Origin of the sequence: Pseudomonas sp. XK-1, from assembly GCF_038069885.1 — a bacterium.
Classification (GTDB): Bacteria; Pseudomonadota; Gammaproteobacteria; order Pseudomonadales; family Pseudomonadaceae; genus Aquipseudomonas.
On record NZ_JBBPES010000001.1, the window covers coordinates 1,160,668 to 1,183,166 of the forward strand.

22 protein-coding genes are annotated in these 22,499 nt (G+C 61.9%); 16 read left to right on the forward strand and 6 right to left on the reverse strand.

Features of this window, described 5'->3' with window-relative positions:
- Positions 1-79: 79 nt before the first annotated feature.
- Positions 80-880, forward strand: coding sequence for a substrate-binding periplasmic protein (locus WMW70_RS05150; RefSeq protein ID WP_341436411.1), 801 nt, complete (start codon positions 80-82; stop codon positions 878-880).
- 11 nt (positions 881-891) lie between these two features.
- Here WMW70_RS05150 and WMW70_RS05155 read toward each other — a convergent pair whose 3' ends face one another.
- Positions 892-1,209, reverse strand: a complete 318-nt coding sequence (locus WMW70_RS05155) for a hypothetical protein (protein WP_341436412.1) — start codon at positions 1,207-1,209, stop codon at positions 892-894.
- A 119-nt stretch (positions 1,210-1,328) separates the two neighbouring features.
- Complete coding sequence (locus WMW70_RS05160) at positions 1,329-1,901, reverse strand: COG3904 family protein (protein ID WP_341436413.1); 573 nt, start codon at positions 1,899-1,901, stop codon at positions 1,329-1,331.
- A gap of 141 nt (positions 1,902-2,042) precedes the next feature.
- On the opposite strand from WMW70_RS05160, the gene WMW70_RS05165 reads away from it, so the two are divergent.
- From WMW70_RS05165 to WMW70_RS05185, 5 genes are all read left to right on the forward strand, one after another.
- Positions 2,043-2,480, forward strand: coding sequence for an HIT family protein (locus tag WMW70_RS05165; RefSeq protein ID WP_341436414.1), 438 nt, complete (start codon positions 2,043-2,045; stop codon positions 2,478-2,480).
- Positions 2,481-2,601: 121 nt separating this feature from the next.
- On the forward strand, positions 2,602-3,027 hold the full coding sequence (locus tag WMW70_RS05170) for a 3-isopropylmalate dehydratase (protein ID WP_341436415.1): 426 nt from the start codon (positions 2,602-2,604) through the stop codon (positions 3,025-3,027).
- A gap of 1,051 nt (positions 3,028-4,078) precedes the next feature.
- Positions 4,079-5,590, forward strand: coding sequence for a ShlB/FhaC/HecB family hemolysin secretion/activation protein (locus tag WMW70_RS05175; RefSeq protein ID WP_341436416.1), 1,512 nt, complete (start codon positions 4,079-4,081; stop codon positions 5,588-5,590).
- Between the two features lie 76 nt (positions 5,591-5,666).
- On the forward strand, positions 5,667-8,630 hold the full coding sequence (locus tag WMW70_RS05180; RefSeq protein ID WP_341436417.1) for a two-partner secretion domain-containing protein: 2,964 nt from the start codon (positions 5,667-5,669) through the stop codon (positions 8,628-8,630).
- A 120-nt stretch (positions 8,631-8,750) separates the two neighbouring features.
- Positions 8,751-9,563 (forward strand): hypothetical protein, encoded by an 813-nt coding sequence (locus tag WMW70_RS05185; RefSeq protein ID WP_341436418.1) that lies wholly within the window; start codon positions 8,751-8,753, stop codon positions 9,561-9,563.
- 110 nt (positions 9,564-9,673) lie between these two features.
- Here WMW70_RS05185 and WMW70_RS05190 read toward each other — a convergent pair whose 3' ends face one another.
- From WMW70_RS05190 to WMW70_RS05205, 4 genes are all read right to left on the reverse strand, one after another.
- Positions 9,674-10,396, reverse strand: a complete 723-nt coding sequence (locus tag WMW70_RS05190; protein ID WP_341436419.1) for a substrate-binding periplasmic protein — start codon at positions 10,394-10,396, stop codon at positions 9,674-9,676.
- On the reverse strand, positions 10,396-11,637 hold the full coding sequence (locus tag WMW70_RS05195; protein ID WP_341436420.1) for an MFS transporter: 1,242 nt from the start codon (positions 11,635-11,637) through the stop codon (positions 10,396-10,398). The genes WMW70_RS05190 and WMW70_RS05195 overlap by 1 nt, the downstream gene beginning before the upstream one ends.
- A 52-nt stretch (positions 11,638-11,689) precedes the next feature.
- A complete protein-coding gene (locus WMW70_RS05200; protein WP_341436421.1) occupies positions 11,690-12,301 on the reverse strand; it encodes a LysE family translocator in 612 nt (203 codons plus the stop codon).
- 312 nt (positions 12,302-12,613) lie between these two features.
- The gene (locus WMW70_RS05205) at positions 12,614-13,687 is read right to left on the reverse strand and encodes a hypothetical protein (RefSeq protein ID WP_341436422.1); all 1,074 of its coding nucleotides are present in this window, start codon (positions 13,685-13,687) and stop codon (positions 12,614-12,616) included.
- Positions 13,688-14,052: 365 nt separating this feature from the next.
- Between WMW70_RS05205 and WMW70_RS05210 the strand changes: the two genes are divergently transcribed.
- The 10 genes from WMW70_RS05210 to WMW70_RS05255 all read left to right on the forward strand — a co-directional run bounded on the left by WMW70_RS05210 (position 14,053) and on the right by WMW70_RS05255 (position 21,983).
- Positions 14,053-15,174 (forward strand): beta-ketoacyl-ACP synthase III, encoded by a 1,122-nt coding sequence (locus WMW70_RS05210; protein ID WP_341436423.1) that lies wholly within the window; start codon positions 14,053-14,055, stop codon positions 15,172-15,174.
- A gap of 87 nt (positions 15,175-15,261) precedes the next feature.
- Positions 15,262-15,864 (forward strand): RNA polymerase sigma factor, encoded by a 603-nt coding sequence (locus WMW70_RS05215; protein WP_341436424.1) that lies wholly within the window; start codon positions 15,262-15,264, stop codon positions 15,862-15,864.
- The gene (locus tag WMW70_RS05220; RefSeq protein ID WP_341436425.1) at positions 15,858-16,091 is read left to right on the forward strand and encodes a zf-HC2 domain-containing protein; all 234 of its coding nucleotides are present in this window, start codon (positions 15,858-15,860) and stop codon (positions 16,089-16,091) included. The genes WMW70_RS05215 and WMW70_RS05220 overlap by 7 nt, the downstream gene beginning before the upstream one ends.
- Positions 16,092-16,334: 243 nt before the next feature.
- Positions 16,335-16,601 (forward strand): HvfA family oxazolone/thioamide-modified RiPP metallophore, encoded by a 267-nt coding sequence (locus WMW70_RS05225; RefSeq protein WP_341436426.1) that lies wholly within the window; start codon positions 16,335-16,337, stop codon positions 16,599-16,601.
- Positions 16,602-16,628: 27 nt separating this feature from the next.
- On the forward strand, positions 16,629-17,471 hold the full coding sequence (locus WMW70_RS05230) for an HvfB family MNIO-type RiPP peptide maturase (protein WP_341436427.1): 843 nt from the start codon (positions 16,629-16,631) through the stop codon (positions 17,469-17,471).
- The gene (locus WMW70_RS05235) at positions 17,468-18,166 is read left to right on the forward strand and encodes an HvfC family RiPP maturation protein (protein ID WP_341436428.1); all 699 of its coding nucleotides are present in this window, start codon (positions 17,468-17,470) and stop codon (positions 18,164-18,166) included. Before WMW70_RS05230 ends, WMW70_RS05235 begins: the two co-directional genes overlap by 4 nt.
- A 53-nt stretch (positions 18,167-18,219) precedes the next feature.
- Entirely contained in the window at positions 18,220-18,816 is a 597-nt protein-coding gene (locus WMW70_RS05240; RefSeq protein WP_341436429.1) for an HvfX family Cu-binding RiPP maturation protein, read from the forward strand.
- A 141-nt stretch (positions 18,817-18,957) separates the two neighbouring features.
- Complete coding sequence (locus WMW70_RS05245) at positions 18,958-19,422, forward strand: TRAP transporter small permease subunit (protein ID WP_445942100.1); 465 nt, start codon at positions 18,958-18,960, stop codon at positions 19,420-19,422.
- Positions 19,422-20,747 (forward strand): TRAP transporter large permease, encoded by a 1,326-nt coding sequence (locus tag WMW70_RS05250; RefSeq protein WP_341436431.1) that lies wholly within the window; start codon positions 19,422-19,424, stop codon positions 20,745-20,747. The genes WMW70_RS05245 and WMW70_RS05250 overlap by 1 nt, the downstream gene beginning before the upstream one ends.
- Positions 20,748-20,933: 186 nt before the next feature.
- Complete coding sequence (locus WMW70_RS05255; RefSeq protein ID WP_341436432.1) at positions 20,934-21,983, forward strand: TRAP transporter substrate-binding protein; 1,050 nt, start codon at positions 20,934-20,936, stop codon at positions 21,981-21,983.
- Positions 21,984-22,499: the final 516 nt, after the last annotated feature.

The window sequence follows — 22,499 nt, forward strand, 5'->3', positions numbered from 1 at the left end:
GGGCGGTCTGCGGCGAACTCGGCCGTGCAGCCCTGCTAGACTCGGGGCACAACTCTTGCGCACGCTGTGAGCAATAACCTTGAACAGAGTCGCCGCCTGTTTCTGCAAAGCCCCGTGGCTTAACCCACCGCTAGCCCTGCTGGTGCTGGCAACCCTGTTGTCGGGCGGCGCGTGGGCCTGCGAGAAATCCCTGCGCTGGGACGACGATCCGCCATTCAGCCTGCTCCTGGCGGATGGCAGTGTCGGCGGTATCGATGTCGACCTCAATCGCGCGGTTCTGGCGCGTCTGGGCTGTCAGGCCCGGCTGGTCAAATTGCCCTGGGGGCGGGCGCTCAAGGAGCTGGAACTGGGGCGGCTGGCGATTCTCCCCGGAGCCTTTCGCAAGCCCGAGCGCGAACGCTATGCTCATTTTTCCGGGGCGTTGCTGCCACCCTCGCGCAATATCCTCTTTATGCATGTCGATGCGCTGGAGCGTTGGCCAGTCAGCCGCTTGCTCGACTTGCAGGACACGCCATTTCGCCTGGGGGCACAGATCAATGTGTCCTACGGCCCGGATTACCAGCAGTTGATGGGGCGGGAGGCCTTTGCTGGCCGAGTCGCGCTGGTGGCCAGCCGGGAAAGCCTGTGGCAGATGATCGACAAGGGGCGGATCGACGGCATCATCGCCGACGAACGCAGCGGGGTGTACGAGATTCAGGCCCTGGGCCTGGGCGAGCGGATCAAACCCAGCGCCGTGGTGGTTTCAACCGAGGCGGCCGAGGTGGCCTTCAGCAAGCGGGCGCTCAGTCCGGCCTTTGTCGCAACCTATAAGGCGGCCCTTAAAGACCTGGTGGACGACGGCAGCTACGCGCGCATCGTACCGCGCTACCTCGCACCCTGAGCGCGGGCTGTTCAGTCATCGTTGTCGCACTTGACCTCTTTCTTGTACTCGTCGTACTTGGCTTCGATCTTCACCTTGCAGCCGCGCTCCCAGTATTCGTCCTTCCACTCGCCGCGCGGCCAGTAGGCCCCGCGACCGCCCGGGCACTTGATCTCTTCCTTGTAGTCGCCGTCGTCGGCCTCGCGTTTGACCCTGCATGGCCCATCCCGGTACTCCTCCTCCCACTCGTCATCATCATCGTCATGGCGATGGTCGGCCGCCGCCGGGCTTAGCCAGCTACAGAGCAGGATGCACGCCAGCCACAGGCTGGGCCTGGATTTCACCTTCATTGCAGTACCTCCGCTATAAACGCCCGCCCTGGCGGTCGAAATGATCTGTCGATATGACAACGGCGGCGGGCGGCTTTATCCGTGGTGCTGCAAGAATGCAGGGGCGATGCAGCCTGGGCTCATTTCAAGCCAAAACTGGCCAGTTCCTGGGCCGACAGCAGCTTCATCCGCTGCGGGGCGATGCGCTGCATTTCCTCGGCCAGACGGCTGGGCACATTCATTTCGCGGAAGTAGGCCACCGGGCTGTAGCGTTCGTGGCGGTGGGCGGCCTGGGCCTGGGCGGAGTCGCCGCTGGAGAAGGGCGGGCGATGCAGACCGACGTGGCCGCTGACGGTCTTTCTGTGGCCGGCGGCCAGCAGGTAGATGCAGCTGCCTTGGCAGATGCCGGTGCTTGGCACCAGGGCATCGAAGCCTGTTTCGCGCAGCAGGCGGCCCATGCGCATGGCTTCCGGGGCGCTGCCGCCGATGGTGTCCAGCAGCAGTATCTTGCGGTTGAACTGGCCGGGGTTGGCCTGGATGCCCTTGAGCAGGGTCTCGTAATCGCCGGGGGCAATCTCTTCGCTGACTTTGGCCGCCAGCACCCGGCCCAGGCTTGGGTGTTGCGCGGCTTCCACCTCGACCCTGGCCGATACGGCGGCCGCATACAGCGCGGCGAGGCAGAGCAGGGCAGTGAGCGGCAGACGTGGGCGCATGGCTTGATCCTGAAAAACGGCGGAATGCAGACGATACCGGCAGGCGACGATGGGCGCACGCTGTGTCTTGTTGTCATGCGGTTTTGCCCACAAGCAGGTATGGTTTAGCCCATCTCACACCCTGGTTAACGGAGAACCCAGATGAGCCTGCACGGCGATTACGATGCGCAGAATATCTTTGCCCAGATCATTCGCGGCGAAGCCCCTTGCTACAAGCTTTACGAGGACGAGGATGTGCTGGCCTTCCTCGATGTGTTTCCGCAGGCCTACGGCCATACCCTGGTGATCCCCAAGCGCTCTGCTGCGCGCAATATCCTGGATGTCGACGTGGACAGCCTGGCCAAGGTGATGGCCGTGGTGCAGCGCCTGACCCAGGTGTTGGTGGATGAGCTGGAACCTGCTGGGGTGCAGGTGGCGCAGTTCAACGGTGCGCCGGCCGGGCAAACGGTGTTCCATCTGCATATGCATATCGTGCCGCGCTTTGCCGGGGAGCAGCTGGGCATCCACGCCAGCGTCAAGGCCGAACCGGCCGAGCTGGCGGCGCTGCAGGCGCGTCTGCTCAAACGCATCGCCGGCTGATAACCCCCCCCCGGTTGCGGCGGCGCATCAGGCGCTACTTGAGGCCGGCCGCGCCAGGGGCAATACTCACGCCGTTTTGGCTGTTCCCCTTTGCTGTTTCCTGCGCCCATGGAGGGCTCCCATGCGATTGATCTGTGCCGTATTACCGCTGTTGCTGTTGGCCGGCTGCTCATCCTTCAGGGGCGACCCGGAGAACGTCAAGGCGGTTCCCGAGGACCGCCTGCTGGGCTATCAGGAGTCGCTGGACGGAGGCGGGCAGCTGGTGGTCAACCGCGATTTCGGCGGTATGGGCGCGGGCTGTTATGTGGCCATCCTGGTGGACCGCACAGTGGCGGCGCGTATCGGCATGGGCGAAGTGGCCCGTTTCCAGGTGCCGACCGGCACGCGGGTGCTGGGCATCGGGATCGACGAGATGGATGACACCCTGTGCGGCAAGGGGCGCTTGCGCCGCGAGCTGGCGGTCAAGGTCGAACCCGGTAGCACGCAGCACTTCCGTATCGTCAGCGATAACCGCAAGGGTTTCGATATCGAGGCGCAAACCCGCTGATAGCCCACTGAAAAGGGCGGAGCCGTGCGCCTCTCATAGGTTTTCAGCTGAGGTGCGTCGCACGGCGCACCCTGCTTACGCAGAACTGTTGGGCGAGACGTCCCTGGGCCATGGCCGTGGGTTCTGTTGAGGCCTGCCCCCTAAAGGTTTCTGCTAACGCGCCCTCATCTGTCTAGCGGGTAGCCCCTGCGTGATCCATTACTGGTACCGCGGTTGGGTAAAACCACAGGACTTTGCAGCCAATGATGGTTGCCTGCCGGCTCAGGGTTAAAGCGTGCATGGCGTCATGGTTTGCTTGTTTGTTTATGCGCACATAATCGAATTGTGAAACCTTTTACTTTCGCTGTTGAATGCCGTTGAGAAGTTATATCGATTGTATATGTGTGCTATCGAACACACGGCGGAATTTTGTCTGTCCTTATTACTGCTGCTAAGGCTATAGCTTGTATAGCTTTTATGTTTATCGCGATGAATCGCGCCTCTTAATTTGAATAAACTTGCTGGCGCATATTTCTACCGTGCTATAGGCTGCGGATACCTTTGTTTATATGGCGAAAATTTCGGGGCCATGCTGGCTGGTAATAGTTCAGTCGATTTGGTGATTATTGATTTTTTGCTGAGCGCTACAAGCAGGTCTTCCTCGAGGTGTTTGCAGGCGATTTTACCGGGCCGCCGCGGCTGGCGAGCTGAAGCAGGTTTAATCAAATGGCTAGTGTGAACTTTTATTAATATTCGAGTTCGCTGCACGTTGCCGGACCCAGACAGGTAGTTTTCTCTTCTTTTTATTTGTTTCACACCCTCAACGAATTTCGCGTGGATAGAAACGCGAGACGGGCCTCTGCGGATTTTCGCCGGGCGCGTTTCAAACAGTCAGAGCATGTCCAGGGGCAATATAATAATGCAAAAAAAGTTAATGACGTTTGCGCTGCTGACATTGAGTTCCGGTGTATTTGCCGCTCAGTTTCCAAGCGGCGGTAGCCAGCTCCAGCAAATACCACCATCCCCTAGCCTGCAAAAAGCAGAGCCCGAGATTCGTGTCGAACAAAACCAGGTGCCTGTCACTCCGGCGGTGGACTCGGCGAAAATACAGGTCAATTCACTGCACTTGACCGGCCAGAGTCTGTATTCCGAAACCGAACTGCTCGGCCTTACCGGGTTTACGGCGGGCGAAGAGTTGAGCCTCGGTCAATTGCAGCAGATGGCCGCACGAATTGCCGCGTTCTATCACGAGAACGGTTATTTCGTAGCCCAGGCCTATCTGCCTGCCCAGGAGATCCAGCAGGGTGCCGTGACTATTGCGGTGGTTGAGGGGCGCTACGGCGATATCAGCCTGCGCAACCAGAGCAATCTTTCCGAGCGCCAGGCGAACAGCGCCCTTGATGGCCTCAACAGTGGAGAGGTGATCGACTCGGCTCCGCTCGAGAGCCGCCTGCTGCTGCTCTCGGACACGCCGGGGGTAAACGTCCGCTCGACCCTGGTTCCGGGCGCATCTGTCGGTGCCGCCGACCTGATCGTCGATGTCACGCCTGGGCAACGGGTAACTGGCAGCATCGATGCCGACAACGCCGGTAACTATTACACCGGCGAGTATCGCCTCGGCGCGACCCTGAATATCAACAACCTGGCCGGTCAGGGGGATGTCGCCACCCTGCGTGCGCTGAGCACCTTTGATGGTCTGAACTATGGGCGTGCGGCCTACCAGATGCAGTTTGGCAAGGCGACCGCAGGCGTTGCCTACAGCCGCATGGAGTATGAACTGGGCAAGGGCTTCAGTGACCTGGATGCCAATGGTACGGCGGATATCTTCAGCGTCTTCGGCAGCTATCCGCTGCTCCGTTCGCGCAGAAGCAACCTCTATGCCCAGCTTGGCTATGACTACAAAACCTTCGAAGACCGCATCGATGCGATTCCGCTGGTTACCGACAAGAATATCCATGTGTTGATGGCCAGCCTGCATGGCAACCATCGTGATGATTTCGCCGGTGGCGGCCTGACGGCAGCTTCCCTGACCTGGTCCACCGGGGTGCTCGATATCGAAACCCCCGAGGCCCGCGCTGCTGATGGCGTAACGGCGCGTAGCAATGGTCACTACGACAAGCTGGGTTTCCATGTCATGCGCCTGCAGCACATCACCGACAGGGTCTCGCTGTATGGCGCGGTCAGTGGTCAGGTCGCTTCGAAAAATCTCGACAGTTCGGAACAGATGTCCCTTGGCGGCATGTACGGCGTGCGCGCCTACCCCCAGGGTGAGGCCTTTGGCGATGAAGGCTATCTGGCGACGCTGGAGGCCAGGCTGTTGCTGCCGCAGTTCTCCGACCAGCAGGTCGGGCAAGTGCACCTGATCGGTTTCGTCGATGGTGGCTCGGTCACCGTCAACAAGGACCCCTGGGATGGCTCAGACAACAGCCGAACCCTCAGCGGCGCTGGTGTCGGCGTCAACTGGATCGACAACAACAATTTCTCTGTAAAGGCTTACTACGCGCAAAAGCTGGGCAGTGAGGAGGCAACCGCTGCTCCGGATTCGAACGGCCGCCTCTGGGTGCAGTTGGTCAAATATTTTTGATCGACGCATTCGCTACCGCAACGAACACGGGCCTGACCACGCCTGCAAAAACGCCTGAACAGAGTAGGAACACGCCATGAATAATATTTACCAGTCGATCTGGAATGCCAAGAGCGGCACTTTTGTTGCGGCATCCGAGCACGCCAAGAGCGGCGGCAAGAAAACCGCCAGTGCCAGCAAAAGCAACCTTAGCCGAGGCGCTGGTTTCGCTCTGAAATCCCTCGCTGCCTGCGTGATGCTGGCTGCCGGGTTCAATGTCTACGCCCTGCCTACGGGAGGCGAGGTGGCGGCCGGCAGTGCCAGCATCAGCGGTAGTGCCGGTAGCACGACCATTAACCAGACCACGCAGAATGTCAGCATCAACTGGCAGAGCTTCAATATCGGCAAAGGCGAAACGGTGAACTTCGCTCAGCCCAACAGCAGCGCAATTGCGCTCAACCGGGTATTGGGTTCCGACCCGTCGAGCATTCTGGGTAACCTCAATGCCAACGGTAAGGTTTTCCTGATCAACCCCAATGGCGTGCTGTTCGGGCAGAGTGCTGCGGTCAATGTCGGCGGCCTGGTGGCCTCGACCCTGAATCTCAGCGACAGCGACTTTATGTCCGGCAACTATCAGTTTGCCGGCAGCGGTGACGGCAGCGTGGTCAACCAGGGCACGCTCAATGCGGACGGTGGCTATGTTGCCTTACTGGGTGCCAGCGTCAGCAACCAGGGGCTTATACAGGCCAACTTGGGCACCGTAGCCCTGGCGGCGGGCGACGCCATCACCCTCGATGTGGCTGGCGATGGTCTGCTTAACGTCGCGGTCCAGCAGGGCGCTGTGGATGCGTTGGTACAGAACGGCGGGATGATCCAGGCCGATGGCGGCAAGGTGCTGATGACGGCTCGCTCGGCGGGCAGTCTGGTCCAGTCGGTGGTCAATAACACCGGATTGATCCGCGCCCAGAGCCTCGAAAACCGCAATGGCACCATCGTGCTGTCGGGCGATATGCAGAGCGGCACCATTAATCTGGGCGGCACCCTGGATGTTTCCGGCAGTGGGGCCGGGGAGAAGGGCGGCACTATCACGGCGACGGCGCAACAGGTCGGTCTGGTCGGCGCAACTATCAAGGCTTCCGGCGACGCTGGTGGTGGCACCGTGCTGCTTGGCGGTGGCTACCAGGGCAAGAACAGCGCCGTGGCGAATGCCAGAGCTACCTATATGAGCGCTGATTCCAGTATCAGCGCCGATGCCATCAGCGCCGGCGACGGCGGCACTGTGGTGCTCTGGGGGAACGAGTCGACCCGCGCCTACGGCACTATTACGGCCCGTGGCGGTGCGCAAGCGGGTAACGGTGGGCTGATCGAGACTTCCGGTGGTTGGCTGGACGTGTCGGGTATCAAGGTCAACACCAGTGCCGCGCATGGCCAGTTTGGCATGTGGCTGCTCGACCCGGCCGATATCACCATTTCCAGTGCAGCCACTTCGGGGGCCACTTCAAGCGGCAACGTCTTTGCCCCGGACTCCGGGGTCAATGTGGCCAATATCAATGTCAACGACCTGGTGACCGCCCTGGGCGGCAGCAATATCACCGTGACCACGGAAAATACCGGTGCCAGCGGTACCGGCAATGGCGATATCACGGTGATGAACGCCATCACCTGGGTGGCCCCGACCACGCTGACTCTGAATGCCGATCGAGACGTGAACGTAAACCTGGGGGCCGATATCACCGCCACCCTCGGCAGCCTGGTGGCCAACGCCGGGCGCGACGTCAACGTCAATGCGGACATCACCACCACCACCGGTGGCCTGAGTTTTATCGCCGTCAATGACGTCGATATCAACGCGGCCACGACCATTACCACGGGTGACCTCACCGCGGTCGCCGGGCAGAACGTCAACCTGAACGCGGCCATGACGGTAACCACCGGCGATGTCATCCTGCGTGCCGACAATGACGGTACCGGGCCGGGTGCGGTTCTCGGTGGCACCGTGCGGATTACCTGCGGCATCAACTGCATCACCATAGGTACGGGTGATCTGAGCATCCGTTTCAACCCGGTGAGTTACGACCTGACCAACGCTGAAATCCTCGCCTACGGTTTGAACCTGACCGGCGGCGGAGCCCTGGATGCCAAAGCCTGGGTGTTCGGCCTGGGTGACGACAAGGTTTACGACGGCCTGCGCGACGCAACGGTCAGTGGTCTCGAGCCCGATATCACCGCTGCGCCGCCGCCGGTCGCCCTGGGGGCAGTCAGCAATGCCCTGTTCGACACCAAGAATGTTGGCGTTGAAAAGCTGATCACCTATGAAAGCAGCTTCTTCGATCCGGTCTTTGAACTCTTTGCCCCCTTCGGGGCGGCGCTGGGGACCTATGTCACCCGGGCCGATATCACCCCGGCCCCGTTGACCATCACGGCCAACGATGCCACCAAGGTATTCGGCGACACGCTGGTCCTGGGCACATCGGCTTTCACCTCGGTAGGTCTGGTGGCCGGTGAAACCATTGGCGGAGTCACCCTGACCAGCCCCGGCACGGTGGCGACGGCCTCCGTGGATGGCAACCCCTATGCAATTACGCCCAGCGATGCAGTCCCGGGTACTTTCGACGCCGACAACTACGCCATCAACTATGTCGATGGCACGTTGTTGATCAGCCAACTGGTTCCGGTCGATCCAGTAGATCCAGTAGATCCAGTAGATCCAGTAGATCCAGTAGACCCAGTCGATCCGCCCATTGACTCAACGCCACCGGGTTCGACTCCGCCGGGTTCAACGCCACCCGACTCGACCCCGCCGGATCTGCCGACCGAGACATTGCCTGGGGTCACCAGTCCGAGTACCAGCAGCCCCTATGACGATGACACCGGTCGTGAGTTTGTTTCTGCGCCGCCCCTCCTGGCTGCTGGCTTGAACTTCGCGACTGAAGGCGCAGGGATCAATATGCAGGTGGCCCAGCTGGCCCAGCTAACGGCCTTGCCCGTGGTAATGGAGGAAGAGGTGCCGCCAGTGCGCTATGTAACGCCGATCTACCCGCCGCGGCAGGATCGCAACTAAGCCGCGGTGTTACCTGACCAGGGCCTTAGCGGGCCCTGGCTACAGGGCGCAGCCACTCAATGGGAAGGTTGGGGAGCAGATGCTTATGGACAGGTTGGTCATCCAACACCTGGGCTGAATATGAACACTGATGAAAGCAGCCGTTCTCTGCCGTCGCTGCCCGTGCCAGTAGGCCATAGGCTAGCGGTTGGCTGTCGCGCGGGCGGTGCAAAAGGAATCTGCCTGGGGTTGCTGCTCATTGTGAGCATTGGCGTCCAGCAATCGGCCTGGGCGGAAGATCCCTGGCAAGCATTTACGCTGACTCAGCCTGTGGCTGGGCCGCAACCTCTGGTGGCCGAAACAGCCAGCGCGCTAGGTGTCGCGCCTCGGCGGGCGAACTTCAAGGACGAGCAAGTCTCCTTGCCCGCCCGGCATACCGCGAACTGGGTTGTCGACTCGGGCGATAACCTTGGCATGCCTTTTATGATTGTGGACAAGGCACAGGCCCGGGTCTTGCTCTTCGATGCAAGCGGACAGCTCAATGGTTCGGCCTCGGCGCTGCTCGGCCTGGCAGTGGGGGATGACTCCGTGCCCGGTATAGGTACGCGCAAGTTATCCAGCATTCGCCCGGAGGAACGCACCACCCCTGCGGGGCGTTTTGTGGTGTCGTTGGGCCGCAACCTTCAGGGCAAGGAAATTCTCTGGGTGGATTATGAACATGCCATCTCGCTGCACCGGGTTGCGACCGGTAATGCGAAAGAGCGGCGTGCCGAACGCCTGGCTTCGGCGAATATCCACGACAAGCGGATTTCCTATGGTTGCATCAACGTTCCGGTGGAGTTCTTCGACCAGCTGGTAAGCCCGGTCTTCAAGGGGACCAATGGCATCGTTTATGTGCTCCCGGAAACCCGGGACAACCACACAGCCTTTGCTACCTACTACAGAGTCGAGTAAGCGCAACTGCTGATGCACGGCCTATCTTGGCGGCTGCAGGGTTACGTCCGGTTCGCGGCGCGGCTGTATTTTTTGTGAGGCGGACACAGCATCCGTTGGGTCTGCAAGACTTAGCGATAACGCGCCAGGATCGCCTCGAATTCGCCGTCCTGTTTCATCTGCACCATGGCGCGCAGCAGGGCCATGGTCGGGACTTCCGGGTCATCGCGGACGATGCAGGCGATGGGGTCGGCGGCGATTTCGCCGAGCGTATGCAGGCGTTGGTGCGCCGGTCTCTGGCGGTTGAACCAGTGCAGGCTGAGCTCGTTGCTGATCGCGTAGTCGTAGCGTGCGGATTCCAGTTTGAGCAGCACCTGGTGCTGGGTGCGGGCGTCTTCGCGCAGCAGCTGACGGCTGTCGAACAACGGCTGCAGGCGCGGGTAGGTGAAGCCGAGTACGGTTCCGAGGCGCTGCCGTTGGATCTCTTCAGGTTGCATCGGGCCCGGGATGCGCCCCACCAGCACGTCGCGCTGGGTCATAAAGGGCAGGCTCCAGATATAGCGGTAATGGCCGCTGTGCAGCCAGTTCGGGCTGACATAGCAGCGCACGTCGATATCGCCGCTTTCCAGAGCCTGCTGCACCCGCAGGCGCGGCATCACCAGCAGGCGCGCCTTGCGCCCGACCTTGGCTGCCAGGCGGCGTTGCAGGTCGACCAGAATTCCGCCGATGGCCTGGCCCCGTTCAATCTGCACCATGGGCATGGCCCAGCTGTCGTTGATCGCGAAGCGCAATGGGCGTTCCGCGGCCAGCAACGGGGCGGTCCCCAGGGCGAGCAGGAGCAGCAGGCCTTTCATCAGGGACCGGGCGCAGGGCAGGTGGCCGCGTGCTGCGTGCCCCTAGCGGGAGTGGCGGAGTGCTGGATTTTCCAGGCCCAGTAAAACACCAGCAGACCAGCCAAGGCCGTGGCGGCTCCGATATAGCCGGTGACGGTCCAGGCAAAGCCGGCGCTGATCGCCAGGCCGCCGAGCCAGGGGCCGAGGGCGTTGGCGATATTGAAGGCGGCATGGTTGGAGGCGGCGGCCAGGGTCTGCGCGCCGTGGGCCACGTCCATCAGGTGGGTCTGCAGGGCCGGCGACAGGGCAACCATGGTGCCCACGGCAAATATGGCGGGGAACAGGCTCCAGGGCGATTGCGCCGCCAGGGGGAACAGCGCCAGTACCAGGGCGCTCCACAGCAGCAGCCAGGCCACGGCCTGGAAGCGCAGCCTGTCGAACAGCCAGCCGCCGAACATATTGCCGAGGATGCCGCCCAGGCCGAACGTGGCCAGAGCGAGGGGGATCCAGCGGGCGTCGAGCCGGGTCACTTCGAGCAGGGTCGGGGCCATATAGCTGAACACGCAGAACATCCCGGCGAAGCCGACCGAGCTGATCGCCAGGGCCAGCCAGACCGGGGCGCGGTTGAAGGCGCGCAGCTCGCCCAGCGGGTTGCTGCGCACCTGCTGTTTATCCAGCGGCAGAAAGATCGCCACCATCGCCACGGTAAGCAGGGCGATGGCCCCGACCATGACAAAGGCATAGCGCCAGCTCAGCCACTGGCCGAGCCAGGTGGCTACCGGGTTGCCGATCAGAATGGCGATGGTCAGCCCCATCAGCACCCGGCTGACCGCCTTGGCGCGCTTGTGCGGTGCGGCCATGGCGGCGGCCACCAGCATGGCCACGCCGAAGTAGGCCCCGTGGGGCAAACCGGCGAGAAAGCGGTACAGCATCAGCGTCTGGTAATCGGGAGCCAGGGCACTGGCAAAGTTGCCGATGGCAAAACAGCTCATCAGCAGAAGCAGCAGGTGCCGGCGATACAGGCGCGAGCCGAGGATCGCCAGCAAGGGGGCACCGACCACCACGCCCAGGGCATAGCTGCTGATCACGTGGCCGACCTGGGGTTCGCTGATACCGAGGTCCTGGGCGACATTAGGCATCAGCCCCATGATGGCGAACTCGCCAGTGCCGATGGCGAAGCCACCGAGCGCCAGGGCCAGCTCGATCAGGATGATCGCGCGGGCAGACAGACGTGGGGCCGCAGTAGCGGTGGTCGGGTTCATGGCAAGCCTTGTGGGTGCGGGCAGGGGCGGTCTAGCAGGGCGGGCGTGTCGGCTAGCGGGTCATCGGCAGGGCGGCCCCCATCAGGGCAAACAGGCTGCCGCAGCAACGGTTGAAGCCCTTGCCGCTGCGTTGCAGCCAGGGGCGAATGCGATGGGCCATACGCGCCAGCAGGTATTCGACGCAGCCTTCAACCAGGGCAAAGGTGGCGGCCATGATCGCAAATTGCAGCCAGAGGTCAGCGCGCGGGTCGAGAAACTGCGGTAGAAACGCGCCGAAAAACAGGATTACCTTGGGATTGGACAGGGCCGACAGCAGCCCTTGGCTAAACAGCTTGAAAGCGCTGCGCTCGGTGGTTTTCTCGGCCATGGCAAGGTGCAGCGGCGGGGCGCGCCAGAGCTGGATGCCGAGCCAGATCAGATAGGCACCGCCAACCCATTTGAGGATGATCAGGGCCTGCGCCGAGGCTTGCAGCAGGGTACCAATACCGAGCATCGACAGAGCCATCAGCAGGCTAAAGCCGAGTACGCCACCACCGATGGTAAACAGGGTTTTGCGATGGCCATAGAGCGCGCCATGGCTGAGGGCGAGCAGGCCGTTGGGCCCCGGGGTCAGCGCCAGGCCGATCACCGCAGTGAGATAAATCAGCCAGGTATGCAGGGCCATGGGCAGGGGTCCAGATCGCGGAATGGAGCGCCACGCCCGGTAGCAGGCCGTTGAAAAACTATCTACGTTGCCGATACGGCGTTAAAAACAGGCTCAAAATGCTCATTTACAGCACGTAAACTCCGCTTTTTCGCCTGTTTTTGCCTTGTCTCGGCGGCCTCGCCTACGTTTTTCAACAGCCCGCTAGTGACAGGCGTATGCGGCTCTGTTTTTTCATGATGTGACCGAATAGTCAAGTACGCATGCCCGGACGGGCCATGGCAAGGAGAAAGCCCGCGCCCGCGCCGTCTATCCGGCGCGGGCGTGTAGCTGTCAGCGATTGGCTTCCTTGAAATTATCGTCGGACGGTTCCTTGGTATAGGCCCCCTGATCGTGCACCAGCTTCTTGCTGCCATTCATGATGGTGGCGATGCGGCTGTCGCTGGTTTTGGCCGAGGCGGCCTGGGTTCTGGTGCCGCTGATCAGCGGCGGGTTGCTGCTGAACGACCAGAGGTAGTGCCAGACCGCGGCGTTGTGTTTCTCGGTCAATTGGGTGGAGCCGAAGTACCAGGGCTTGAGTTCGGTAAAGGCGGTCATGTTCATCAGGCCACTGTTGCTGTCGCCGATAAAGCCTGTGCTGCTGGCCCCCGAGCTGCGGTAGGTCTCGAAGATCACGCCCTTGGTCTTCAGCTCGCTGACATAAGTGCGGCAGACTTCGCCGACCCATTTGTTGCCCAGGTAGCTCTTGGCGTAATTGGAGTAGAAGGGGTCGAGCAGGGCCACGCGCTTGGGCAACAGGCGGCTGTTGAGGCTGCCGGCACTTACCGCATCGCTGATCTTCTTGGTCAGCACGATGGCCATCTGGTTGCCCAGGGAGTGGCCGAGAATGCGGATATTGCTGCCGCTGTAGCCGGCCATATTGGCCTTGTAGCTGTTGAACAGCAGGTCGCCGGCCGACTGGCTTGGGCCGTTGCTGTAAACCCCGCTGCTGTTGCGCCAGCGCATGGCGCGCGGGCCGCTGGCGGTCCAGATCTTGGCTTCGGCGTCCTTGACCTCGCCTTCGTCGGCGAACTGGTTCCAGTACAGCACGCCGACGTTATAGCCGGCCGCGAGCCAGGCGTGGGCCAGGTCCAGGTTGGGGCCGCCGGCATCCTGGCGGTTGAAGGTCTCGCGGTTCTTCTTCTGGGTCGAGCCGTTCTGCCAGCCGTGTACATAGATGATGGTCGGCTTGGCACTGCCGAAATAGGCATTGCTCTGACCGGGCACGGCCTTCTCCCAGCTGTCGCCGTAACCGAACCAGTACAGGCCGTGGTCGAGGTTCTGGAAGGTACTGTCGGGGAACACGCCCACGGCGGCCTGGGACAGTGACGCAACACCGAGCAGCAGCAACAAGAGCAGCCTGCGCATAGGGGGAAACCTTTTTTGTTATTGGAGGTGGAGCGCAGCTTATAGATTGTCCTACAGTCGGCCATCGCCCGGATGGGTGAGGCGCAGGCCATGCCGGCTAGCACCTGGCAGCGGCCCTGCCGACCCTGTCTGGCCGTGGGTTCGGCGCAGTTTTGCCCCAATAGTCGTCATTTTCTTCCACCGGCAGCGATGGGGAGGGCGGACGAAGTCCCTCGGCCTGTGGCAAACTCTGCGGCTAGTAACAGGACGTTTCATGGATCGAACACAGTGAGCCTGTAAGCCCGGATATGTGCCCAAGGTCAGTGCGCCTTGGGCTTACTGCCTAACTGGCCGCCCTGGGCGGCAAAGAACCAAGAGGAATGACCGTGCATAACGTCGTGATCAGTGGGACCGGCCTCTACACCCCGGCGAACAGTATTTCCAACGATGAGCTGGTTGAATCGTTCAACGCTTACGTACAGCTGTTCAATGCCGACAATGCAGCGGCCATCGCCCGTGGCGAAGTGGAAGCGCTGAGCGAGTCGAGCAGCGGTTTTATCGAAAAGGCCTCGGGTATCAAGAGCCGCTTTGTCATGGACAAGGCCGGCATCCTCGATCCCAAGCGCATGGCTCCACGCATTCCGGAGCGCAGCAACGAGGAGTGGGGCATTCTCTGCGAGATGGCCGTAGGCGCTGCCAAGGACGCCCTGGAGCGTGCCGGCAAGACCGCCGCCGATATCGACGGGGTGATAGTCGCCTGCTCCAACCTGCAGCGCGCCTACCCGGCCGTGGCCATTGAAGTGCAAGCGGCGCTGGGCATTCAGGGCTTCGGCTATGACATGAACGTCGCCTGCTCCTCGGCCACCTTCGGCATCCAGGCCGCGGCCAACAGCGTAAAGCTCGGCCAGGCGCGGGCGATTCTGATGGTCAACCCGGAAATCTGTACCGGCCACCTGAACTTCCGTGACCGCGACAGCCACTTTATCTTCGGCGACGCCGCCACCGCGGTGATTATCGAGCGCGCCGACCAGGCCACCTCGGCCTATCAGTTCGATATCGTCGGCACCAAGCTGATCACCCAGTTCAGCAACAATATCCGCAACAACTTCGGCTTCCTCAACCGCTGCGCGGAAGAGGGTGTCGGGACCCGCGACAAGCTGTTCGTTCAGGAAGGCCGCAAGGTGTTCAAGGACGTCTGCCCGATGGTGGCCGAGCTGATCGCCACCCACCTGGCGGAAAACCAGCTGAACGTCGGCGACGTCAAGCGCTTCTGGCTGCACCAGGCCAACCTCAACATGAACCTGCTGATCGCGCGCAAGCTGCTGGGCCGCGATGCCGAGCCGGGCGAAGCGCCAGTGATCCTCGACACCTACGCCAACACCAGTTCGGCCGGCTCGGTGATCGCCCTGCACAAGCACCAGGACGACCTGGCCAGCGGCAGCCTCGGGGTGCTCAGCTCCTTCGGCGCGGGTTATTCGATAGGTAGCGTGATTCTGCGCAAGCATTGATCTCGCGGCAGGGTGCGCCTGTGCGCACCTGTTGACGCGGCGGCGGTGCGCGAGGCCTAGACAGCCTGCACAGCCTAAGGGAGCAGCATGACGGACACTGATCTGCTAAAGCGTCTACTGGCCGGTGAGCAGAAGGCTTTCCGCGAGCTGGTCGCCACCTATCAGGGGGCGATGCGCGCGGTGGCCTATGCCATAGTCGGCAGCCGCAATGCCGATGAGGTGGTGCAGGATGCCTGGCTGGCTGTGGTGCGTAGCCTCGACGGCTTTCAGGGCCGCGCGAGCCTGAAGACCTGGCTGCTGACCATCACCGCCAACACCGCCAAGACCCGTCTCAAGCACAACCGTCGCGAAGTGCTGCTCGACGATCTGCCGGCCCCCCATGGCAGCATCGGTGACGAGCGGTTCAGCGAGAACGGCCACTGGCTGCTGGCTCCCCATGCCTGGCACCACGACAGCCCTGACGCCCTGCTGACCGAGGATGAGCTGCGCGAGTGCCTGGAGAAAACCCTGGCCAGCCTGCCCGAGCAGCAAGGCAGTGTGTTGCACCTGCGTGAGCGCGCAGGTCTGGAACTGGAGGAAATCTGTAACCTTCTGCAGGTTTCCGCCTCCAATGTACGGGTGCTGCTGCACCGTGCCCGGCTCAAGGTGTATGCCACCCTTGAGCACTTCGAGGAGACCGGTCAATGCTGAGTTGCAAGGAGCTGGTAGCCCTTTCCAGTGATCTGCTTGATGCCCGTTTGAGCCTGCGTCAGCGAGTGGCCGTGCGTCTGCACCTGGCCATGTGTTATCGCTGCCGGCGCTTTATCCGGCAGATGCGCCTGAGCCAGGGCGTACTTCGTCAGCTGCCGCAAGGGCAGAGTGCCGAACTGGATGCCCTGGCCGCTCGCCTGGCCGAGCTGCGCCGCCAGCAGCCTTAGGCTCCCTTGCCCCGCCCTACAACCTGAATCTGACCCGCCTGTGGCTTGTACCTCGTTGTTCTAGGAGGTGGCTATTGCTGCGCTAATGTCTGACGCCTCGCCGTGAACGGCAGCAGATTTATTCGGCGTTGCCGCGATTTTTGTGAATTCCTCCTGTGACTCTGTAACGCCAGTGGCTGGGCTCTCTCTATTGAGTCGAGGGTGCCAATCTGGCCCCATTTTTAACTGCACTGGAGATTCACCGTGAAGCATCTAAATACCGTTGTCGCCACCCTGGGCGCTGCCCTGCTGAGCAGCGCCGCATTCAGCGTACAGGCTGCCAGCAACCCGTTCGCCGCACAGGAACTGAGCAGCGGTTACAGCCTGGCTGCTGGCGAGAAAGCCGCCGAAGGCAGCTGCGGCGAAGGCAAATGTGGTGGCGACATGAAGAAAGCCGAAGGCGAAGCCAAGGCCGAAGGCGAGGGCAAATGCGGTGAAGGCAAGTGCGGCGCTGAGAAGAAAGCCGAGTAACTGAATAACTGGGTGCAGGGGCAGAAGATGCAGATGGATTTCGTCAACGGTGCCGGGTTGGGCCTGCGTCGCGGCCTGCTTGGCGCGCTGCAGGACTGCAGCAAACGCGAGGTGGATTTCCTCGAAGTGGCACCGGAGAACTGGATCGGCGTGGGCGGGCGTCTGGGCAAGCAGTTGCGTGCCTTAAGCGAGCGCCTGCCACTGCTCTGCCATGGTCTGTCCCTCAACCTCGGTGGTTTTGCCCCGCTGGATATCGCGCTGCTCAAGGCCCTCAAGGGCTTTCTCGAGCAGCACGGTGTGCGTGGTTACAGCGAGCATCTGGCGGCCTGCGCCGACCATGGCCAGCTCTATGACCTGATGCCGCTGCCCTTTTCCGAGGAATCGGTGCTGCGTATCGCCGAGCGCGTGCGCATCGTTCAGGACGTGCTGGAGCGTCCGCTGATTATCGAGAATGTCTCGGCCTATGTGCAGTTGCCGGGCGAGCTGGATGAAGCGGCGTTTGTCAGCGCGGTACTGGAACAGGCCGACTGCCAGCTGTTGCTGGATGTGAACAACGTCTTGGTCAACAGCATCAATTTCAACTTCGATGCGGCCGCCTATATCGCCGCCATGCCCAGTGCGCGCATCGCCTACCTGCATGTAGCCGGGCATTACGACCAGGCCAGCGATCTTAAAATCGACACCCACGGCGCTCCGGTGATCGATCCGGTCTGGGCGCTACTGGAACAGGCCTACGCCGAGCATGGCGTGCGTCCGACCCTGCTGGAGCGGGATTTCAACTTCCCGCCGATTGCCGAGCTGTACGCCGAGGTGGCGCAGATTCGTCAGTTGCAGGCGGCAGCGGCTCCTTTGCGGAGTTACGGAACATGAATGGCGTTGAGGCCCAACGCGCTTTTGCCGCGCGTATTCGCCAGCCGGCGCAGCAGCCCTTGCTCGATGGCATCAGCGCCGAGCGTATGGCGGTGTATGAAGAGTTGTTCTTCAACAATATCGAAGGCTTTATCAGCGGCGCGTTCCCTGTGCTGCACCGGCTAATCGAGGCCAACCGCTGGCAGCGCCTGGTGCGCAGTTTTATCGCCGAGCATCCGGCGCGCACGCCGTATTTTCTTGAGATCAGCCAGGAGTTTCTTGCCTGGTTGCAGCAGGGCTATGTCGCCGAGGCGGGTGATCCGCCGTTTATTCTGGAGCTGGCGCATTACGAATGGGTCGAGCTGGCCTTAGATGTCAGCGAGGCCGAGCTGCCGGAGCGGGGCTGGTCACCACTGGCCTGGCCGTTGGCCTATCAGTGGCCGGTGCAGCGTATTGGCGTGGACTTCCAACCCTGTGAACCGGATGCCGAGCCGACTTGCCTGCTGGTCTGGCGTGATGGGCAGGACAAGGTGCGCTTTATGCAGTTCAGTCCCTTCGTCTATCAGCTGGCGGCGCGCCTGCAGGCCGGCGAAGCAGCTGAACCTGCGTTGTTGGCACTGGCCCAGCAGCATGGCCTGACGGCCGACATGCAGTACTTCAACAACGCCCAGAACTTGCTGGATGACTGGCAGCGCCAGGGCATCTGGTGTCCCTAAGCCCTCTCTGTATCTGAACCTTGGCGCTAAGCGCCAGCTTGTGGAGATTTACCATGCTGAGCTTTTTCAATCGTCTCCAGGACGCCCTGGACGCTTCTCGCCGCCTGGATTTTCTGGGTCCCTTGCTGTTGCGCCTATATCTGGTCCCGGTGTTCTGGATGGCTGGCATGCACAAGCTGGCGGATATCGACGCTACCGCTGCCTGGTTCGGCAACCCGGATTGGGGCCTGGGCCTGCCATTCCCCGAGTTGCTGGCCTGGGCCGCAGCCTTGACCGAGGCGGGCGGGGCGCTGCTGCTGTTGTTCGGCCTGGCAGTGCGCTGGGTGAGCATCCCGCTGATCGTCACCATGTTGGTGGCTATCTTCGCCGTGCACCTGCCCTACGGCTGGCAGGCGATTGCCGATGCCTCAGCTCCGTTTGCCAATGAACGGGTAATGGATTCGGTGGAGAAGCTGGCGCGCGCCCGCGAGTTGCTCAAGCAACACGGCAATTACGACTGGCTGACCAGCAGCGGCAAGCTGGTGGTGCTGAACAACGGCATCGAATTTGCCGCTACCTATCTGGTGATGCTCGTGGCGCTGTTTTTCAGCGGTGCCGGGCGCTGGTTGAGTCTGGATTATTGGTTGGCGCGACGGCTGCGTAAGCGCTGAGGCGCAAACCGGAGAGCCGCGCGCAGCGTAGGGCGGCAGTTGGTTTTATCCGATCTTGGTCTAGGCTCTCCGCATAACAATTTTTCGGTAGGTAGCGGTATGCCTCGGGCCATCAAGACATTCGTATGGGCTGTAGAACGCATGAATCGGGTGGTGGGCAGGTTCGCCATGTACCTGATCTTCGTCATCCTCGGGGTGCTGCTGTACTCCTCAGCTACCAAGGCTTTTACCCAGCCCGCCGCCTGGACCCTCGAGTCGGCGCAGTTTCTGATGGTCGCCTACTTCCTCCTGGGCGGTGCCTATTCCATGCAGCTCGACGCCCATGTACGCATGGATCTGTTCTATAGCCGCTGGGCTCCCCGTACCCGGGCGATCATGGACGCCGTCACCATCGGCTTTCTGATCTTCTACCTGGTGTTTCTGTTGTACGGCGGCATCTCCTCGACCCAGTACGCCCTGGAATACAAGGAGACCAGCTACTCGGCCTGGTCGCCGCCGATGGCTCCGATCAAGATCGTCATGTGCATCGGCATCGCCCTGATGCTGCTGCAGGCCATCGCCACCCTGTTCAAGGACATCGCCGCCGCCCGGGGGGAAAAGCTGTAATGGAATACGAGCTGATAGCCTTGCTGATGTTCTCCTCGATGATGTTGCTGCTGCTCACCGGCAAGCGGGTATTCGGTGCCATTGGTTTCGTCGCGGTGGTCTCGGCCCTTTTGCTGTGGGGCGATGGCGGCTCGGAAATGGCCTTCAGCGCGGCCATGAAGCTGATGAAATGGTACCCGCTGCTGACCCTGCCGCTGTTCGTCTATATGGGCTATATGCTCTCCGAGTCGGGGATCGCCGAAGACCTCTACCGCATGTTCCATGTATGGATGGGGCCGCTGCACGGTGGCCTGGCCATCGGCACCATCGCCCTGATGGTGGCGATCTCGGCCATGAACGGCCTTAGCGTGGCCGGCATGGCCATCGGCGCGAGCATTGCCCTGCCGGAGCTGCTGCGCCGCGGTTACGACAAGATCATGATCACCGGGGTGATCCAGGCCGGCAGTTCACTGGGGATTCTGATTCCGCCCAGCGTTGTGCTGGTGCTCTACGGCATGATCGCCCGCCAGCCGGTGGGCCAGTTGTGGCTCGCCGGGGCCATTCCGGGGCTGATGATGGCCGGCATGTTTATTCTCTATATCGCCATCCGCTGCCGCCTGCAGCCGCAACTGGGGCCGGCCCTCAGCGTCGAGGAGCGCGAGCAGATCAGCTGGGGCGAGAAGCTGCGTCTGCTCAGCGCCGGGCTGGTGCCGCTGTTTATCTTTTTCAGCATGACCGGGCTGTTTCTGATGGGCTACACCAGCCTGGTGGAAAGCTCGGCGGTGGGGGCTGCGGCGGCGACCCTGGCGGCGCTGGCCAAGCGCCGGCTGACCCGTCATGTGATGGAAGAGACCCTGCGCAAGACCCTGGGCATCAGCTGCATGTTTATGTGGATCATCCTCGCGGCCCTGTGTTTCGGCGCGGTGTTCGACGGCCTGGGGGCGGTCAAGGCGATCGAGGCGTTCTTTCTCGAAAGCCTCGGCCTGGGGCCCTGGCAGGTGCTGATCCTGATGCAGCTGTCGTTCATCCTGATGGGCATGTTTCTCGACGACACCGCCATGCTGGTGATAGTCGCTCCTTTGTATATTCCGCTGGTCGGTGCCCTGGGTTTCGATCTGGTCTGGTATGGCGTGCTCTACACCATCACCTGCCAGATCGCCTATATGACCCCGCCTTTCGGCTACAACCTGTTTCTGATGCGCGCCATGGCTCCGCCGGAAGTCAGCCTGCGCGACATCTACGTTTCGGTCACCCCCTTCGTCTTGATCATGGCCCTGGCCCTGGTGCTGGTCATGCTTTTCCCGCAGATCGCCCTGTGGCTACCGCAGTGGCACTACGGGCGGTGAGCTATAAAGTTCAGGAGCAGTAGGTAAGCGCAGACGTACCGGCAGCAACCCGTTGCGGGTCGCCCGGCGCAAGCGCGGCGGATCCGCGGACGGCCTGTCGGTTGCCCACCTGAAAACCTGCACGGCCGTTCTGGCCGGTGCAGCGCGGTTGTATGCCATCTGAATCGACAAGACTGGAGAAACAGCATGAGTACGAGACGCAGTTTTCTGAAAACCGCCGCAGTGGCCACCGGAGCCGCCGGCACCGCGGCGCTGGGCTCGGCGCATATCTACGCCGAGGAACCGAAGAAGATCACCTGGCGCCTGCAGACCTATGCCGGCCCGGCGCTGGGCGAACACGTGATCAAGCCTTCCATTGACGCCTTCAACAAGGCCGCCAACGGCCAGATGGAAATCCAGCTGTATTACGCCGACCAGCTGGTGCCCACCGGCGAGCTGTTCCGTGCCATGCAGCGCGGCACCATCGACGCGGTGCAGAGCGACGACGACTCCATCGCCGCGCCGGTGGATATCTCGGTATTCGGTGGTTATTTCCCCTTTGCCACCCGCTACAGCCTGGATGTGCCGGTGCTGTTCGAGAAGTACGGCCTCAACGAGATCTGGGCCGAGGCCTATGGTGAGGTCAAGGGTGTGACCTGGCTTGGCGCAGGTGCCTGGGACCCCTGCCATTTCGCCACGGTGGAGCCCATCACCAAGCTCGAACACCTCAAGGGCAAGCGCATCTTCACCTTTCCCACCGCCGGCAAGTTCCTCTCGCGCTTCGGCGTGATTCCGGTGACCCTGCCCTGGGAAGACATCGAGGTGGCGATCCAGACCGGTGAACTGGACGGCATCGCCTGGTCCGGCATCACCGAGGACTACACAGTCGGCTGGGCCAACGTGACCAAGTACTTCCTCACCAACAACATCTCCGGGGCCTGGTGCGGCTCCTACTTCGCCAACTCGGACAAATGGGCCGAGGTGCCCGAGCACCTCAAGACCCTGTTCAAGCTGTGCATGGACAGCTCCAACTACTACCGCCAGCACTGGTACTGGGGCGGCGAGGCGCAACTGCGGGTCGAAGGCGGCAAGCTGGAACTGACCTCGATCCCGGCCGAGGAATGGGCCACGGTGGAAGCCGAGGCGCAGAAGTTCTGGGACGAAATCGCCAAGACCAGCCCACGCTGCGCCAAGGTGGTGGACATCTTCAAGAAGTACAACGCACTCATGGCCAAGGCTGGCGCGCCCTATCGTTGAGCCCCGCGACCCGCCTGCACACCACGCCCGCGCTGCAAAGTGTGGGCGTTTTGTTTGGGTTATGGGTTGGTACTGTGTTGCGCTTAAAAGCCGGTATCTAAGTGTGCGAGGCCTGATTTAGCAGGGTGCGCCGTGTGCATCAGCCTGGTTAATGAGCCCGCGGTGCGCACGGCGCACCCTACTTCCCGGCAAACCGCATCATGCGGGTTGCTCAGCCATGCGTTTGGCTGCGCGCTATAGCTCATGGCCGCGGCGCTGATCGCCATCAATCCTTTCCCCCTCCGTGACCAGCATGGCTAGGCAACTGGCGCGCAATTGCATCCCAGTACCTAAGCGGCTGCTTGCCGCATTCCTGCGACGAGGCTGCAGGTTTTTCCCCAAGCGGGCCAGCCAACTTGGCAATCCTGTACCACACTCAATGGGCTTTTTACCGAGTGTTGCAACAGGCGTGGGCTGTTGCGTCCCGGCGCGCAAAGGGGCTGCCTGCCCCGCGCCGCGGGTGCCGAGGTTGCCTGA